The following is a 16,502-nucleotide window of genomic DNA, read 5'->3' on the forward strand; positions in this document are numbered from 1 at the left end:
TATGCCAATCAGTACGCCACAAGAAATTATTGATGATATTCGCGCAGGCAAAATGGTCATCCTAATGGATGATGAAGACCGCGAGAATGAAGGTGACTTGATCATGGCTGCCGAGCATATTACGCCGGAAGCCATCAACTTTATGGCAACCTATGGCCGTGGCCTGATTTGTTTAACCATGACCAAAGATCGTTGCGAAAGCCTAGGTCTGCCACCAATGGTGCAAGACAATAATGCGCAATACACAACCAACTTTACCGTTTCTATTGAGGCGGCAGAAGGGGTAACGACGGGTATTTCAGCCGCGGATCGCGCACGTACCGTTCAAGCAGCAGTCGCACCAAGCGCCAAAGCTGCGGATTTGGTGCAGCCTGGTCATATCTTCCCGCTCGCGGCCCAAGATGGCGGTGTACTGACTCGCGCAGGTCACACTGAAGCTGGCTGTGATTTGGCTCGCCTTGCTGGTTTAGAGCCTGCATCGGTTATTGTTGAGATCTTAAATGACGACGGCACTATGGCTCGTCGCCCTGATCTAGAGATCTTTGCAGAGAAGCACGGTATTAAATTGGGCACTATTGCCGACCTAATTGAGTACCGCAATAACACTGAGACAACGATTGAACGTGTGGCAGAGTGCAAGTTACCGACAGAGTTTGGCGAGTTCACGTTAGTCACGTACAAGGACACCATTGATAACCAAGTGCACTACGCAATGTGCAAGGGCGATTTGAAAGAAAAAGCGCCACTGGTTCGCGTACATCTTCAAGACGTTTTTACCGACTTACTACGTAGCGATCGTAATGCAGAGCGCAGCTGGACACTAGATAAGGCAATGAAACGCATTGGTGAAGAAGGTGGTGTGCTGGTTGTTCTTGGCCATGAAGAATCGACCGATCTACTTATTCATCGCGTGAAGATGTTCGAAGCGCAAGACAAAGGTGAAGCCCCAACGCTTGCTAAAAAACAAGGCACGTCTCGCCGTGTTGGCGTTGGTTCACAGATTCTTGCGGATCTCGGTGTACATGATATGCGCCTTCTGTCATCGACCAACAAAAAGTACCACGCGTTAGGTGGTTTTGGTCTGAACGTTGTTGAGTACGTCTGCGAGTAACAACCGAACAATAAGTTCCTAGTCTTTGACGTGCTTAACTCGTCAATGGCTAGGAACCGGTGATTTGCCTCCAATTTCCATTAGATATTGCTCACAAATTTGTGCTAGAATCCGGCGATTCTCACTTGATGAACATATTTCACTTATAAATAGAGTTAAAGGAAAGCTTATGAAAGTGATCGAGGGTGGCTTCCCAGCGCCAAATGCAAAAATTGCTATCGTTATTTCTCGTTTCAACAGTTTTATTAACGAAAGCCTACTTTCTGGTGCGATCGATACACTAAAGCGTCACGGACAAGTAAGCGAAGACAACATCACGGTTGTGCGTTGTCCAGGTGCCGTAGAACTACCTCTAGTAGCTCAGCGTGTTGCTAAAACTGGCAAATTCGACGCTATTGTTTCTCTAGGGTCTGTTATTCGCGGTGGAACGCCTCACTTTGACTATGTTTGTAGTGAAATGAACAAAGGTCTAGCACAAGTGTCTATGGAATTCAGCATTCCAGTAGCATTTGGTGTTTTGACTGTTGATACGATCGATCAAGCGATTGAACGCGCAGGAACCAAGGCTGGTAATAAAGGTGCAGAGGCTGCACTAAGCGCACTTGAAATGATTAATGTACTATCTGAAATTGATTCCTAATGGGGGCCAGTGTGAAACCAGCCGCACGTCGTAACGCACGTCAATTCGCTCTACAGGCGATCTACTCATGGCAAATTACTAAAGAGAATGTTGCCAAGATTGAAGAACAGTTTTTGTCTGGCGACAAATACGATGAAGAAGAACTTCATGCATCTGAGCCAGCGCTTGCTGCTCCAGAGACAGACGTAGCTTACTTCCGTGAACTATTAAGCGGTGTTGTACTTAGCCACGCTGAGCTAGATAGCAAAATTCGTCCATACATCTCTCGTCCTATGCAGGATTTAGATATGATGGAACTTGCTCTTCTTCGCCTTGCTATGTACGAGATGACTCGTCGCGAAGATGTTCCTTACAAAGTTGTTATCAATGAAGCGATTGAACTTGCAAAAGTTTTTGCAGCAGAAGATAGCCACAAGTTTGTGAATGGTGTACTTGATAAAGCAGCACCTCACATTCGTAAGAAATAACGATTTCTTCAATGAAAAGGTCAGCACATGCTGACCTTTTTTGTATCAAAAGCTTTTACATCAAAAAGTAAGTGAATTATGTCTGGTGAATTTAATCTGATAGACAAGTATTTCGTCGGTCGTCAGAGCCAACGTAAAGATGTCCATCTAGCCGCTGGTGATGATTGCGCTTTGGTCAAAGCGCCAGCTAATGTTCAGATTGCGATTAGCACGGATACATTGGTAGCTGGAACGCATTTCTTAGCCGACGCGAACCCAGCATGGGTCGCACACAAAGCATTGGCTTCTAACATCAGTGATTTGGCGGCGATGGGCGCAACGCCTGCGTGGGTGAGCTTTGCATTAACGATGCCTGAGCCAGATGAAAAATGGCTTGCTCCTTTCTGTGATGCATTTTTCGAACTGGCTGATTACTATGGTATTCAGTTAATAGGCGGTGATACCACCAAAGGGCCATTGTGTCTGACACTCACGGTGCAAGGTTTTGTACCTGAAGACAAAGCGCTCACGCGATCCGGAGCCAAGCCTGGGGATTGGGTATATGTAACGGGAAACCTTGGCGATGCAAAAGCTGGCTTGGATGTGATTCTAGATGACTCTCTGCGCAGCAGAGCCGGCGCGGAAGCACTAGAGCGAGCTCATTACCTTAGTTCTCCGCGTGTGCTTGCTGGACAAGCTCTTGTTGGCTTAGCCTCGTCGGCGATAGATATTTCAGATGGTTTAATCTCTGATATTAAGCACATTTTACAGCGATCTCAGGTTGGGGTTAGTATTGATGTCTCTCAGCTACCGATCTCTTCAGAATTAGTTCAGTTTTTAGATGATAAGATCAGCGCGCAGCAGTATGCTTTAGCAAGTGGCGAAGAATACGAGTTGTGTTTTACCGTGCCGGAGCAAAATCGAGGCTCGTTACAAAGCGCTTTATCTCATACTGGCTGTAAGGTCACATGTATTGGTCAAATCCGACCAAATGGAACCTTCGAGCTGCATGATAACAATCAACCACTTGATTGGGACTTAAGTGGCTTCGACCACTTTAAATGATCTGAGCTAAGCTCTAGCCAAGAGCCTGTTACTATTGAGTAACTCGCAGGCATGACGATTGAAACCAAACTAGCAGTATAGGTTTAAGGATATGACCAACCCTCTTTCTCTGATTTCATTAAAGAATCTGTGGCATCTATTGGCGACGGGTTTTGGCAGTGGATTATCCCCGTTTATCCCTGGAACAATGGGCACACTGGCGGCCGTGCCTTTCTTTTTGCTGTTGGCACAATTACCATTTACGGCGTATGTCATTGTTGTTCTGATTTCGTGTGTGATCGGCATTCAAATATGCCAAGTGACGTCTGCAGACATGAAAGTACATGATCATGGTTCAATCGTATGGGATGAGTTTGCGGGCTTTTGGATTACGATGAGCATTGTACCTGCACTGAATATTCCACTCACTGAATGGAAGTGGTTGATCACTGGCTTCATCTTATTTCGTTTTTTCGATATGGTAAAACCTTGGCCAATTGGGTGGCTAGATAAGCGAGTTCACGGTGGGCTGGGTATTATGGTTGATGATATCGTGGCGGGAATTATGGCTGGTGTTGCCCTGTTTCTAGTCGCAAAATACGCTGGCTGGATGAATTAAACCATGAACTAAACACTGGACGTAAAAAAGGGATGCCATGAGCATCCCTTTTTACATGCTATTTTGCTAAATAATCCAAGATGGATTTTTCAATTCCTTTTGCATCGAGACCAAGCTCTTCATGCAGTTCATCTTGTGTTCCCTGATGAATAAACTCATCGGGTAAACCTAGGTTTAAGACTGGCTTAATGATTTTATCTTTCATCATGAACTCAACGACACCCGCACCTGCACCACCTGCGATAACATTTTCTTCTAACGTCACGAGCACGTCATGATCTGCGGCTAATTGACGAATTAATGCTTCATCGAGCGGCTTCACAAAGCGCATATCAGCAACAGTGGCGTTAAGGTATTCTGCCGCTTCTAGCGCGTTACCCAAGAAAGTACCAAAGCTCAGAATAGCAACTTTTTCACCTTGGCGAACCATGCGTCCTTTACCGATTTCTAAAGCCGTAAACTCAGTTTCGATTTCTACGCCCATGCCGCTACCACGAGGGTATCGAACCGCACTCGGGCCAGAATGCTTATGGCCAGTGTAAAGCATTTGTCGGCACTCGTTTTCGTCGCTTGGCGCCATGATCACCATGTTTGGAATACAGCGCATAAAGCTCAAATCGAACGCACCTTGGTGAGTTTGACCATCTGCGCCAACGAGACCTGCGCGGTCGATCGCAAACATCACTGGTAAGTCCATGATCGCGATGTCGTGGATCAATTGGTCATAACCACGTTGCAAGAAAGTCGAATAGATAGCAACGATTGGATGATCGCCCGCAATTGCCATGCCTGTTGCCAGTGTCACTGCGTGCTGCTCAGCAATCGCCACATCAAAGTATTGGTCTGGGTACTCTTTTGAGAAACGCACCATACCTGATCCTTCGCGCATTGCTGGCGTAATTGCCATTAGCTTAGGATCTTGGGCCGCCATGTCACATAAAAAGTCACCGAAGATCTTTGAGTAAGTTGGCTTACCGCCACTGCTCTTCGGCAGACAATTATGCGTTGGATCGAATTTAGGAACACCATGGTAGCCGATAGGATCTTTCTCGGCAGGCTCATAACCTTTGCCTTTCTTGGTCATGATGTGCAGGAATTGAGGGCCTTTGAGCTCACGCATGTTTTTTAGCGTTTTGACGAGTTCATTGACGTCGTGTCCATCAATCGGGCCAATGTAATTAAAGCCGAACTCTTCGAACAGAGTACCAGGCACTACCATGCCTTTGAGGTGTTCTTCCGTACGGCGAACCAACTCTTTAATAGGTGGAACACCAGACAACACTTTTTTACCGCCTTCACGGATAGAAGTGTACAAGCTGCCAGAAAGTACTTTCGCAAGGTGGTTATTCAGGGCGCCGACGTTTTCTGAAATCGACATTTCGTTGTCGTTCAAAATCACCAACATATCAGGATGAACGTCGCCAGCGTGGTTCATGGCTTCGAATGCCATGCCTGCTGTAATTGCGCCATCACCAATCACACTGACAATTTTACGACCTTTACCTTCTTTTTGTGCGCTGATGGCCATGCCAAGACCTGCACTAATCGATGTCGAAGAGTGGCCGACAGATAAGGTGTCATATTCACTTTCTTCACGCCAAGGGAAAGGGTGTAGACCATCCTTTTGGCGAATTGTTGGCATTTTATCGCGACGTCCGGTGAGGATTTTATGCGGGTAAGCCTGATGACCAACATCCCAGATCAGTTTGTCGATAGGGGTGTTGTAAACATAATGCAGAGCGACAGTTAGCTCCACGGTGCCTAAGCCAGACGCTAAGTGTCCGCTAGATTGGCTCACTGAATTTAGCAGATACGTTCGCAGTTCATCACACAGATTTGGTAATGTTTCTTTCGGAAGGAGACGTAATTCTTCCGGTGTATTTGCTAACGCCAGTGTTGGGTACTTTGAAATATCAAGAGTCATATAAATGCGCGCTTATAGTGTTAATTTTTGCGCTCGATGACATATCGGGCGAACTCTTCGAGTAACTGAGTATTGTATGGGATAGCTTCCAATGCTTGAAGTGCTTCCTGTAACAGAGTGTGAGCTTTCTCTATGGCTCCCTCTAAACCCAGCAGGGAAGGATAAGTGCTCTTATTCAGACCTTGGTCGGAACCTTGAGGCTTACCCAGTGTTTCTGTGTCACTGATGATATCAAGAATATCGTCTTGAACCTGAAACGCCAAACCAATTGCTTTTGAGTAGCGCTCCAAGTGAGGTAGAACCTCGATACCTTTCTCACCAGCAGCTAATGCACCTAATTTTACCGCACAATCAATCAGAGCTCCGGTTTTTTTACGGTGTATCTCTTCCATTTCTTCAAGAGAAACTTGGCGATTTTCTGCGCCTAAATCTAAGGCTTGCCCAACACACATGCCGTTGGCGCCAGAAGAATGCGCCAACGCTTTGATCATGTTGATGCGTTGAGTCTCGGCTGCCGGGTTTAATTGACCATCGGCAATAATGGTGAAGGCGAGAGTTTGTAGTGCATCACCTGTCAGTATTGCGGTTGCTTCATCAAACTTAATGTGACAAGTTGGTTGACCTCGACGCAGTTCATCATCGTCCATGGCTGGCAGATCATCATGAATGAGTGAGTAGGCATGTATACATTCGATAGCAGCGGCAGGAGTGTCTAAGTCTTCTGGTTTACAGCCGAGCATTTGACCTGTGATGTAAACAAGAAAAGGGCGAACGCGTTTTCCACCTAGCAAAAGGCCGTATTTCATTGCTTGAATCAATGGCTGCTCTTGATATGGAAGCTGATCGAGCCACAAATTCAATTGCTGATTGTTTCTTTGTTGAAAAGACGTCAATGTCTGTTGCATCACATTGCTCACTACTGATGGTTATTCTGAATCTGGTTTGAAGTCACTCAGTGGTGCTTCATCATCTTCGCTGAGAAGAATACTTACGCGCTGTTCGGCGTCGCTAAGTTTAGTTTGGCCAGCACGAGCTAAGGCAATGCCTCGTTCAAACTTACGTAGAGCATCATCTAGGGCAAGATCGCCATTTTCTAATTGATCAACCAAGCTATCAAGCTCTTCAATGGTTGCTTCGAAGGTCATGTTTTCTGGTTTCTTGACCGCCATCTTTTTTCTGCCTTAATCAAGCCTTGGAGAAGATGCACGAAAGTTACCTTAGCCTAGTAACTTGGTCAAATTTAACCTTATATAATTGTCACAAAATTAGCGTTAAACGAGCCTAAGCGCTGAAACCCCATATTTTGGTTAAGGTTGTTAAGTCTAATTTGTGATCCATTAGCTAAGATTTTTCTAAAAATTCTGCGCGAGTTGTCGATACAGGTAATAATCCGCCCAATGGCAGTATTTGAGTATAGCGTGAGGAGTGCTTTGTGGATTTAGCAACCCTATTAGGTTTGATTGGTGGTTTTGCATTCGTCATTATGGCGATGGTGCTTGGTGGCAGCATCGGCATGTTTGTCGATGTCACGTCGATCCTTATTGTCGTTGGTGGCTCAATATTCGTCGTATTGATGAAGTTCACAATGGGACAGTTTTTTGGTGCGACAAAGATTGCTGGCAAAGCCTTCATGTTTAAAGCGGATGAACCCGAAGACCTGATCGCAAAAATTGTGGAAATGGCCGATGCGGCGCGTAAAGGTGGTTTTCTTGCTCTTGAAGAGATGGAAATAAACAACACATTCATGCAGAAAGGCATTGATCTACTGGTTGATGGCCATGATGCCGACGTTGTGAGAGCGGCACTCAAAAAAGACATCGCGCTTACAGATGAACGACATACGCAAGGTACTGGCGTATTTCGCGCCTTTGGTGACGTTGCTCCTGCGATGGGGATGATTGGTACCTTGGTTGGTCTTGTTGCGATGCTTTCAAACATGGATGATCCAAAAGCGATTGGACCAGCAATGGCGGTTGCACTCTTAACCACATTGTATGGCGCGATCCTGTCCAATATGGTGTTTTTCCCTATTGCGGATAAGCTTTCTCTGCGCCGTGACCAAGAAACGCTAAACCGCCGTTTGATCATGGATGGTGTATTAGCGATTCAAGATGGTCAAAACCCGCGAGTGATTGATAGTTACTTGAAGAACTACCTCAACGAAGGTAAACGTGCCCTTGAGATTGACGAGTAACTTGGAGAGTAGTGATGGATGATGAAGATAACAAATGCGATTGTCCGCCACCCGGTCTCCCGTTATGGATGGGGACATTCGCGGACTTAATGTCGCTACTGATGTGTTTCTTTGTTCTTCTGCTCTCGTTTTCTGAGATGGACGTGCTGAAGTTCAAACAGATTGCGGGATCAATGAAATTTGCCTTCGGTGTACAAAATCAACTTGAAGTGAAAGACATTCCCAAAGGTACTAGCATCATTGCTCAAGAATTTCGACCGGGCCGACCGGAACCAACGCCGATTGATGTCATCATGCAGCAAACCATGGACATCACTCAGCAGACGCTCGAATTTCATGAAGGGGAGTCTGACCGAGCTGGTGGCACAAAGCGTGATGAAGGCAAGTTAACGGGGAGCCAGTCGCCAGAAACGTCAACGCAAAACAATCAATCTGCAGAAGCGGACATGCAACAGCAGCAATCTGAAGAGATGTCGCAAGAGATGGAAACCTTGATGGAAAGCATCAAGAAAGCCTTAGAGCGAGAGATTGAACAAGGTGCCATTGAAGTTGAAAATCTTGGCCAACAGATTGTCATACGCATGCGTGAAAAAGGTGCATTCCCTGAAGGTTCGGCCTTCTTGCAGCCTAAATTCCGCCCTTTAGTTCGACAAATTGCAGAGTTAGTAAAAGATGTGCCAGGCATTGTGCGAGTATCTGGTCATACGGACAACCGACCGTTGGACTCAGAGCTTTATCGTTCTAACTGGGATCTCTCTTCTCAGCGCGCCGTATCGGTCGCACAAGAGATGGAGAAGGTGAGAGGCTTCTCTCATCAACGTTTGAGAGTGCGAGGCATGGCAGATACTGAACCATTGTTGCCGAATGATTCTGATGAAAATCGCGCGCTTAACCGACGGGTTGAAATCAGCATCATGCAAGGCGAGCCACTATACAGTGAAGAAGTGCCTGTAATTCAATAACTAGACTTTAGTTTTAAGTCAGTAGAGAGATAAGAAAGCGAGCAGATTGCTCGCTTTTTTTGTTTTTCCAATCCGCTTGGGTGTATAATCTTGCGCCTTAAAAGTGAGCTCAGACTACTTTTTGTGACTGAAACGCGGTTTTACTGCGTATGAAGCATTGAAGTTGAGTGTCACTCTTTGTTGATTGCGAAACTAACCTGCGAATTAGACTATGAAATTTATTGTAAAGCCCCATCCAGAAATTTTTGTAAAAAGTGAATCTGTGCGTAAGCGCTTCACAAAGATTTTAGAGTGCAACATTCGTAACATCATTAAGAGCCGCACGGAATCTGTCGCGGTATTCAACCGTCGTGATCACATTGAAGTGACCTCTGAGAGTAACGAATTCCACGCTGAAGTTCTTGAGGTTTTGACTCATACACCAGGCATTCACCACGTACTGGAAGTGAAGCAGACCGAATTTAAAGATTTGCACGATATCTTCGAACAAGTACTGGAGCTAAATCGCTCTGCACTCGAAAATAAAACCTTTGTTGTACGTGCGAAGCGTCGCGGTAAGCACGACTTTACCTCTATCGAACTAGAGCGTTATGTCGGCGGTGGTTTAAACCAAGCGATTGAGAGCGCAAGAGTTAAGCTGCAAAACCCAGACGTGACGATCAAGGTGGAAGTCTCGAACGATAAGCTAAACCAAGTGCTGGCTCGTCATAAAGGTCTAGGCGGCTTCCCACTGGGCACGCAAGAAGACGTGCTGAGCTTGATCTCTGGTGGTTTTGACTCTGGTGTTTCTAGCTATCTGCACATCAAACGTGGCTCAAAAGTACACTACTGTTTCTTTAACCTAGGTGGTCCAGCGCACGAAATCGGCGTTAAGCAGGTTTCTCACTACCTATGGAACAAATACGGCTCTTCAGCAAAAGTACGTTTCATCTCAGTTGATTTCGAACCTGTGGTTGCGGAAATCCTAGAGAAAGTCGATGACGGCCAAATGGGGGTTATCTTGAAGCGTATGTTCATGCGTGCAGCAGGCATGATCGCTCAGAAGATGAAGATCGAAGCATTGGTAACAGGTGAAGCGCTAGGTCAAGTATCGAGCCAAACGCTAACCAATCTACGCCACATCGATAACGTAACAGACACGCTGATTCTGCGTCCGCTTATCAACTGGGATAAAGAAGACATCATTAACCTAGCACGCGAAATTGGCACGGAAGACTTTGCGAAGACTATGCCAGAGTATTGTGGTGTTATTTCTAAGAAGCCGACAGTAAAAGCGATTAAAGCGAAGCTAGAAGCGGAAGAAGAGAAATTTGACTTTAGCATTCTTGAGCAAGTAGTTCGTGATGCACGCATGATGGACATTCGTGATATCGCGAAAGAATCTGAGCAAGCTGCACCAGAAGTCGAGCAGGTTGAAGCGGTAGAGGAGCACGCGGTTGTGCTAGATATTCGTAGTCCTGAAGAGGAAGACGATCACCCGCTCGAAATCGAAGGTGTGGATGTGAAACATATCCCATTCTACAAGTTGGGTACACAGTTTGGTGATTTAGACCAATCTAAGACATATCTATTGTACTGTGACCGTGGTGTGATGAGCCGTCTGCAAGCACTTTACTTGCAAGAGCAAGGCTTCAATAACGTAAAAGTTTACCGCCCATAGTTGACTGATAAAAAGACGTTAAAAGGCGCAAATTGAGACATCAATTTGCGCCTTTTTTTGTTTTTGATCGCGTTACAGCTAATCATTACTTAGCATAATGTTGAGGCTTATCGCAAAGCCATACACTTTGTGTTGATATAACGATAATTAATCCGAAAGAAGAGTAATAAAGTGATGTTGCTGCCAGATATACGGATGAGATTTTCGATAGATAAAAAAACACCGCCTAATTTAGGCGGTGTAACAAATTTGACAGACAGGTCAAAAATAAATACAGGAAGTATATGTTTTGTCACAGGGAGTGTGGACAAAACATTATGGTAGAAATCTACCTAACTCGAAATACGAGTTTGCAAACACAACATCGCAACAACGAAGCCAATTGATTTCCAAAGAAATCAAGCCGTTCAGGCTCGTGTTGCGGGGTGAAATATAGAATTTATCTGGCTGTTCGACAACGGACATTTTATAATGTTTCAGATTAAAAAAACTAATCCTATTTGAGGTCCCATATGTCTCGCAGATTGCCTCCATTAAATTCGCTTCGAGTCTTCGAAGCGGCTGCTCGCCATCTCAGTTTTACGCGAGCGGCAGAAGAGTTGTTTGTTACTCAAGCCGCGGTCAGTCACCAGATTAAAGCACTCGAAGAGTTCTTATCGTTGAAGCTCTTTCGTCGCCGTAATCGTTCGCTATTGTTGACAGAAGAAGGACAAAGTTACTTTCTCGACATCAAAGATATTTTCACCTCGATTGCCGAGGCGACAGATAAGGTATTGGAACGTAGTGAAAAAGGAGCATTGACGATCAGTCTACCGCCGAGTTTTGCTATCCAATGGTTGGTGCCTCGTTTGGCCGATTTTAATGCTCAAGAGCCAGATATCGATGTACGTATTAAAGCTGTGGATATGGATGAAGGTTCACTGACTGATGATGTAGATGTCGCTATCTACTATGGCCGAGGGAATTGGCCGGGTTTGCGAGCGGATAAATTGTACCAAGAGTTTCTGATCCCACTTTGTTCACCTTCGTTACTTTTAGGCAACAAACCATTAGAATCTCTAAGTGACCTCAAATTACACACTTTGTTACATGATACTTCGCGTAAAGACTGGAAGCAGTTTGCGCGTCACTACAACATCGAAGGTATCAATGTAAACCACGGTCCTATTTTCAGTCACTCGACGATGGTGCTACAGGCTGCTGCGCATGGTCAGGGGGTTGCGCTTGGTAACAACGTACTCGCCAAGCCAGAAATGGAAGCTGGACGACTCATCGCGCCATTCGACGAGGTGTTGATCTCCAAGAATGCATTCTACGTGGTGTGTCATGAACAGCAGGCAGATATGGGCCGAATCGCAACGTTTAGAGACTGGATGTTAGCGACCGCGAGAAAAGAGCAAGAGGAAGTATTAGATGAGCCAATGGATAGTTGAGGGACCTGAAAGCGGTCCTCTATTTATCTTTGCCCATGGCGCTGGAGCGGGGATGGAACATGATTTCATGACCGCCGTTGCCAAAGGATTAGTTGAGCAAGGAATTCGCGTGGTGCGATTTAACTTCCCGTATATGATTAAGCGAGCGGAAGATGGGAAAAAGCGCCCACCAGATCGTGCGCCAAAACTGCTGGAAGCCTATGAAGAAGTGATTGCTCACTTTACCTCTCAACCTATTGTCATTGGTGGTAAGTCAATGGGTGGCCGCATGTCGAGTTTACTGGCTGAAAATGAGCTGGTGGCAGGGATTGCATGCTTAGGTTTTCCCTTTCACCCACCGGGGAAGCCAGAAAAGTTCAAAGGCGATCACTTAGCGAATATCGAGAAACCTACGCTGATTCTACAAGGGGAGCGAGACACCTTTGGTAAGCGTGAGGAGTTCGATGACTTTGTCCTTTCATCGCAAGTTAAGGTGAGTTTTTTACCCGATGGTGACCACAGCTTTAAACCGCGCAAGAGCTCAGGTCATACCGAGGCGGGTAACATCGATCTCGCGGTAGAGCAGTTAGCGGCGTTTATCAAAGAGGTGTATCGTGAAAAGTAAGTGGTTACTCTCATTTTCTGGTCTGTCTGGGCTGGTTTCTGTCGCTCTAGGAGCCTTTGCTGCACATGGGCTAAAAGCTCAGCTAGCTCCGTATTTACTTGGCGTATTTGAGACCGGAGTGTTGTACCAATTTATTCACACGTTGGCGATTGTGTTTTGTGCGGTTTTATTGCTATTGAATTTGGGACAAAAAGCACAAAAATATTTTTTCATTGCAGCAATTTGCTTTATCATCGGCATCTTTTGTTTTAGCGGCAGTCTTTACGCGCTGGCGCTGACAGGCATTAAATGGTTTGGGCCGATTACTCCAATGGGAGGATTGCTGTTCATTATTGGTTGGTGTCTGTTCTTTTTTGCTGCGTTCAATATCAAAGAGGTCTCCAAGTGAAACAACTAATGCTCTATTGCCGTTCTGGCTTTGAGAAAGAGTGTGCTGGTGAAATTCAGGACAAAGCGACACAGTTGGAAGTGTATGGCTTCCCTCGTGTGAAGAGAAACTCAGGTTATGTTGTCTTCGAGTGTTACCAAGATGGAGATGCGGACAAACTTGCGAGAGGTTTGGACTTTAAGTCGTTAATCTTCGCTCGCCAAATGTTTGCGGTAGCGGCTGAGTTTCAATCGCTGCCAAGTGATGACCGCATTAGCCCAATTTTGAATGAGCTAGCAGACATTGAAGCGTTTCCTCGCTGTGGGGATTTGAGAATTGAAACTCCGGATACGAATGAAGCGAAAGAACTACTGAAATTCTGCCGTAAATTTACTGTCCCAATGCGTCAAGCGTTGCGCGGTAAAGGTTTAATGTTGAACAAAGACAACGCGAAGAAGCCAGTACTGCACATTTGTTTTGTGGAGCCTGGCCACTGTTATGTCGGTTATTCTTACACTGACAATAACTCTCAGTTCTTCATGGGTATTCCTCGCCTTAAGTTCCCAGCAGACGCCCCAAGTCGTTCAACGCTTAAACTGGAAGAAGCATTTCACGTCTTTATTCCACGTGAAGAGTGGGATGAGCGTTTGGCTCCAGGAATGTGGGGGGTCGATTTAGGGGCATGTCCAGGCGGTTGGACGTACCAACTGGTGAAGCGCTCGATGTTCGTTCACTGTGTCGATAACGGCATGATGGCAGACAGCTTGATGGAAACCGGCCAGATCAAGCATCATATGGTGGATGGTTTTAAATTCGAACCAGACCGTAAGAACGTAACATGGATTGTTTGTGACATGGTAGAAAAGCCAGCTCGTGTTGCTCACCTTATGGGCCAGTGGCTGTTAAAAGGTTGGGCGAAAGAGGCAATCTTTAACCTTAAGCTGCCAATGAAAGGCCGCTATGACGAGGTGCTGCAAGACCTTGAAAACCTGAAGCAGTTCCTGATTGATAATAAGGTAAAGTTCAGACTACAAGCTAAGCATTTGTATCATGATCGTGAAGAAATCACGATTCATATCCAGTGTCTATCGAACATTTCGCCGTACTAATTCTATCTCCGAGTCATTTGGGGATAGTCCCGAGAATAGAAAAAAGCGCCTTCAAATGGCGCTTTTTTATTGTCTGAGAGCTTTATGGTTTGAAACCATCATCAGACACTATTCCGCTTTATTTGGTCCTGTAAAGCGAATGTCCTGTAAGTTAAAGCCGAGTTCAATGTCGCACTTTAAAGCCGCGACGCGTTTACATAAGCGTGCAGACTCAATGTGCTCGTCTAATTTTTTACGGTATTTCGGTGCGAGGTCTTCACTGGCGTAGGCTGCTTCAATATTCTCAAACTGAGTAAGAATCTCTTTCGCCGCTTTTGGTCCAATGCCCGGAACCCCCGGCACTTGGCTAGAGCTGATCCCCGTTAACCCCCAATAATCGGCCAGTTGTCTCGGTTTTACGCCGAACTCTTTTTCGATAAACGGTTCATCTAACCAACGATGTTGGAAGTAATCACGGATCTGTAGGGTAGGAGAAAGCAGCTGACAGTAGCCTTTATCCGTAGAAACGATGGTGACTTTTTCACCATGACTGGCCACTTTCGTCGCGAGAGTAGCAACCAAGTCGTCCGCTTCGTCGCCTTCAGAAAGCAATGAATCAATACCTTGTTCCCACCATGCTTGCTGAATCGCATCTAGACCTTGCATCAGTGGTTCCGGCATTGGTTTTCGATTTTGCTTATAGTCTGGGAGAATCTCAGCTCGCCATCCTCTGTCTTGTTCATGGTGATCGAAAACCGCGATGATGTGTGTCGGGTTGGCTTCTGACAGAATGCGAGTGAGGGTTCTTTGTGTCGTGGTGATGGTTCTTGCTATGTCGGTTGGATCCGGTTGTGCAGAGTGCACACGGCGGATCAGGTTTAGGGCATCAATAATAACAAGATGAATAGACATAATGACTTAGCAATAAAAAAGGGGCGTAATGCCCCTAGTGTAACGAATGCTAGCCTGACTATCGACCACCAATTTCTGGGTGAGCGATGCGATAACACGGTTCGTAGTCTGAACCGCCAGGTAATTTCATTCGGTGTTGTTCGACAAAGTCTTGTAGTAACTTATCGAGCTTTTTCATTAGCACAGGATCACCGTGAATGGTGAAAGGGCCTCGACGTTCGATTTCTCGAATGCCTTCGGCTTTTACGTTACCAGCCACGATACCGGAGAAGGCTTGACGCAGGTTGGCCGCTAAGACTTGAGGTTCTTGATCTAAGCTTAAATCCAATTGCTCCATCGACTCATGAGTTGGATCGAATGGTAACTGGAAGTTAGGCTCGATTTTTAATGACCAGTTAAAGCTATAAGCATCGCCTTTTTCTTTTCGGTGAAGGCGTACAGAGTCCATGGAGCGCTTCATGATACGTGCCACTTCTGCCGGATCGTCAATGACGATCTCGTAATGCTTTTGACCTTCTTCGCCAAGTGTATCGCGAACAAACTCGTCGATAGAGCGGAAGTACTCTTCACTCTCTTTTGGTCCTGTTAACACGATAGGCATTGGCTGATCGGTGTTGTCTGGGTGCATCATAATGCCAAGAATATACAGTAACTCTTCTGCAGTACCCGGACCACCAGGGAAAATCACAATGCCATGCGCCATACGTACAAAGGCTTCCAAACGCTTTTCGATGTCTGGCATGATAACCAGCTCATTCACGATTGGGTTTGGTGGCTCGGCTGCAATAATCGAAGGTTCGGTTAAACCAAGATAACGTTGCTGAGTATAACGCTGCTTCGCATGTCCGATAGCAGCACCTTTCATTGGCCCTTCCATCGCACCAGGGCCACAACCCGTGCAGATATTAAGTTCACGCAAGCCAAGCTCGTTACCGACTTCACGTGTATATTGATATTCCACGCCATTGATAGAGTGACCACCCCAACACACGACGAGGTTTGGCTCGATACCTGGTGTGAGTGCTCTGGCATTACGCAGAATACCGAACACGAGGTTAGTGATGTGAATTGGGTTCGTCAGGTTGAGTCGTTGTGCGTCTGCTAAATGCATATTGACATAAACGATATCGCGTAACACGGAGAACAGATGCTCTTGGATACCTTTAATTATCTCGCCATCGACAAAGGCGTGCTCAGGTGGGTTAGTCAGCTCAAGCTTAATACCACGCTCGCGGCGCACTACGTTGACATCAAACGACTGGTGTTTATCGAGCAGCTCTTTAGAGTTATCGGTATGACTGCCGGAGTTCAACACCGCTAACGTGCAGTTGCGGTACAGTTGATAAAGTTCACTCGAGGCCGTGTTTTTTAAGCGCTCTACTTCTAATTGAGATAGCAAGTCCATGCTACCAGCGGGGCTTATATGGGTAATCATAACGCCTCCTTGTGTTGCATTATTTTGAGGGAAAGTACCAACTCACCTTTTTGGGTTATACGT

The 16,502-nt window shown here is 45.9% G+C and carries 17 protein-coding genes; 12 read left to right on the plus strand and 5 right to left on the minus strand.

Annotated elements, in window-relative coordinates:
• The first annotated feature begins 1 nt into the window (after position 1).
• From ribBA to pgpA, 5 genes are all read left to right on the plus strand, one after another.
• Positions 2–1,111, plus strand: coding sequence for a bifunctional 3,4-dihydroxy-2-butanone-4-phosphate synthase/GTP cyclohydrolase II (ribBA, locus tag NDJ01_RS19005; protein WP_104974417.1), 1,110 nt, complete (start codon positions 2–4; stop codon positions 1,109–1,111).
• A gap of 169 nt (positions 1,112–1,280) precedes the next feature.
• Positions 1,281–1,751, plus strand: coding sequence for a 6,7-dimethyl-8-ribityllumazine synthase (ribE, locus tag NDJ01_RS19010; protein WP_005381572.1), 471 nt, complete (start codon positions 1,281–1,283; stop codon positions 1,749–1,751).
• Entirely contained in the window at positions 1,751–2,218 is a 468-nt protein-coding gene (nusB, locus tag NDJ01_RS19015; protein WP_005381571.1) for a transcription antitermination factor NusB, read from the plus strand. The genes ribE and nusB overlap by 1 nt, the downstream gene beginning before the upstream one ends.
• A 78-nt stretch (positions 2,219–2,296) precedes the next feature.
• Positions 2,297–3,262, plus strand: coding sequence for a thiamine-phosphate kinase (thiL, locus tag NDJ01_RS19020; protein WP_047102095.1), 966 nt, complete (start codon positions 2,297–2,299; stop codon positions 3,260–3,262).
• A gap of 91 nt (positions 3,263–3,353) precedes the next feature.
• Positions 3,354–3,860 (plus strand): phosphatidylglycerophosphatase A, encoded by a 507-nt coding sequence (gene pgpA / locus NDJ01_RS19025; RefSeq protein WP_258587144.1) that lies wholly within the window; start codon positions 3,354–3,356, stop codon positions 3,858–3,860.
• Between the two features lie 58 nt (positions 3,861–3,918).
• On the opposite strand, the gene dxs is transcribed toward pgpA, so the two are convergent.
• From dxs to xseB, 3 genes are read right to left on the minus strand one after another with little or no spacing between them, the layout of a single operon-like run.
• The gene (dxs, locus tag NDJ01_RS19030) at positions 3,919–5,784 is read right to left on the minus strand and encodes a 1-deoxy-D-xylulose-5-phosphate synthase (RefSeq protein ID WP_005381568.1); all 1,866 of its coding nucleotides are present in this window, start codon (positions 5,782–5,784) and stop codon (positions 3,919–3,921) included.
• 20 nt (positions 5,785–5,804) lie between these two features.
• On the minus strand, positions 5,805–6,689 hold the full coding sequence (gene ispA, locus NDJ01_RS19035; RefSeq protein WP_005391389.1) for a (2E,6E)-farnesyl diphosphate synthase: 885 nt from the start codon (positions 6,687–6,689) through the stop codon (positions 5,805–5,807).
• A 21-nt stretch (positions 6,690–6,710) separates the two neighbouring features.
• A complete protein-coding gene (gene xseB, locus NDJ01_RS19040; RefSeq protein WP_005381566.1) occupies positions 6,711–6,953 on the minus strand; it encodes an exodeoxyribonuclease VII small subunit in 243 nt (80 codons plus the stop codon).
• A 263-nt stretch (positions 6,954–7,216) separates the two neighbouring features.
• On the opposite strand from xseB, the gene pomA reads away from it, so the two are divergent.
• From pomA to rlmM, 7 genes are all read left to right on the plus strand, one after another.
• Complete coding sequence (gene pomA / locus NDJ01_RS19045; RefSeq protein ID WP_005381564.1) at positions 7,217–7,978, plus strand: flagellar motor protein PomA; 762 nt, start codon at positions 7,217–7,219, stop codon at positions 7,976–7,978.
• A 14-nt stretch (positions 7,979–7,992) separates the two neighbouring features.
• Positions 7,993–8,940 (plus strand): flagellar motor protein MotB, encoded by a 948-nt coding sequence (locus tag NDJ01_RS19050; protein ID WP_258587145.1) that lies wholly within the window; start codon positions 7,993–7,995, stop codon positions 8,938–8,940.
• 211 nt (positions 8,941–9,151) lie between these two features.
• Entirely contained in the window at positions 9,152–10,600 is a 1,449-nt protein-coding gene (gene thiI, locus NDJ01_RS19055; protein WP_258587146.1) for a tRNA uracil 4-sulfurtransferase ThiI, read from the plus strand.
• Positions 10,601–11,112: 512 nt separating this feature from the next.
• Positions 11,113–12,033 (plus strand): transcriptional regulator GcvA, encoded by a 921-nt coding sequence (locus NDJ01_RS19060; RefSeq protein ID WP_005391378.1) that lies wholly within the window; start codon positions 11,113–11,115, stop codon positions 12,031–12,033.
• Entirely contained in the window at positions 12,014–12,637 is a 624-nt protein-coding gene (locus NDJ01_RS19065) for an alpha/beta fold hydrolase (RefSeq protein WP_145532391.1), read from the plus strand. Before NDJ01_RS19060 ends, NDJ01_RS19065 begins: the two co-directional genes overlap by 20 nt.
• Complete coding sequence (locus NDJ01_RS19070; RefSeq protein WP_145532390.1) at positions 12,627–13,025, plus strand: DUF423 domain-containing protein; 399 nt, start codon at positions 12,627–12,629, stop codon at positions 13,023–13,025. Before NDJ01_RS19065 ends, NDJ01_RS19070 begins: the two co-directional genes overlap by 11 nt.
• Positions 13,022–14,113 carry a 23S rRNA (cytidine(2498)-2'-O)-methyltransferase RlmM gene (gene rlmM / locus NDJ01_RS19075; RefSeq protein WP_005391375.1) on the plus strand — a complete coding sequence of 364 codons (1,092 nt, stop codon included), beginning with the start codon at positions 13,022–13,024 and terminating at the stop codon, positions 14,111–14,113. Before NDJ01_RS19070 ends, rlmM begins: the two co-directional genes overlap by 4 nt.
• 108 nt (positions 14,114–14,221) lie before the next feature.
• On the opposite strand, the gene xni is transcribed toward rlmM, so the two are convergent.
• On the minus strand, positions 14,222–15,004 hold the full coding sequence (xni, locus tag NDJ01_RS19080) for a flap endonuclease Xni (protein ID WP_145532388.1): 783 nt from the start codon (positions 15,002–15,004) through the stop codon (positions 14,222–14,224).
• 58 nt (positions 15,005–15,062) lie between these two features.
• Positions 15,063–16,439, minus strand: a complete 1,377-nt coding sequence (gene ppnN, locus NDJ01_RS19085) for a nucleotide 5'-monophosphate nucleosidase PpnN (protein WP_145532387.1) — start codon at positions 16,437–16,439, stop codon at positions 15,063–15,065.
• Positions 16,440–16,502: the final 63 nt, after the last annotated feature.

The sequence above is a fragment of the Vibrio sp. HS-50-1 genome, assembly GCF_024747315.1.
GTDB lineage: Bacteria > Pseudomonadota > Gammaproteobacteria > Enterobacterales > Vibrionaceae > Vibrio > Vibrio diabolicus.

Coding starts and splice junctions, on each gene's coding strand:
- ppnN (WP_145532387.1), bottom strand. CDS start 16,439: ATGATTACCCATATAAGCCCCGCTGGTAGCATGGACTTGCTATCTCAA.
- ispA (WP_005391389.1), bottom strand. CDS start 6,689: ATGCAACAGACATTGACGTCTTTTCAACAAAGAAACAATCAGCAATTG.
- thiI (WP_258587146.1), top strand. CDS start 9,152: ATGAAATTTATTGTAAAGCCCCATCCAGAAATTTTTGTAAAAAGTGAA.
- NDJ01_RS19065 (WP_145532391.1), top strand. CDS start 12,014: ATGAGCCAATGGATAGTTGAGGGACCTGAAAGCGGTCCTCTATTTATC.
- thiL (WP_047102095.1), top strand. CDS start 2,297: ATGTCTGGTGAATTTAATCTGATAGACAAGTATTTCGTCGGTCGTCAG.
- ribE (WP_005381572.1), top strand. CDS start 1,281: ATGAAAGTGATCGAGGGTGGCTTCCCAGCGCCAAATGCAAAAATTGCT.
- NDJ01_RS19060 (WP_005391378.1), top strand. CDS start 11,113: ATGTCTCGCAGATTGCCTCCATTAAATTCGCTTCGAGTCTTCGAAGCG.
- xni (WP_145532388.1), bottom strand. CDS start 15,004: ATGTCTATTCATCTTGTTATTATTGATGCCCTAAACCTGATCCGCCGT.
- xseB (WP_005381566.1), bottom strand. CDS start 6,953: ATGGCGGTCAAGAAACCAGAAAACATGACCTTCGAAGCAACCATTGAA.
- NDJ01_RS19050 (WP_258587145.1), top strand. CDS start 7,993: ATGGATGATGAAGATAACAAATGCGATTGTCCGCCACCCGGTCTCCCG.
- nusB (WP_005381571.1), top strand. CDS start 1,751: ATGGGGGCCAGTGTGAAACCAGCCGCACGTCGTAACGCACGTCAATTC.
- pgpA (WP_258587144.1), top strand. CDS start 3,354: ATGACCAACCCTCTTTCTCTGATTTCATTAAAGAATCTGTGGCATCTA.
- dxs (WP_005381568.1), bottom strand. CDS start 5,784: ATGACTCTTGATATTTCAAAGTACCCAACACTGGCGTTAGCAAATACA.
- ribBA (WP_104974417.1), top strand. CDS start 2: ATGCCAATCAGTACGCCACAAGAAATTATTGATGATATTCGCGCAGGC.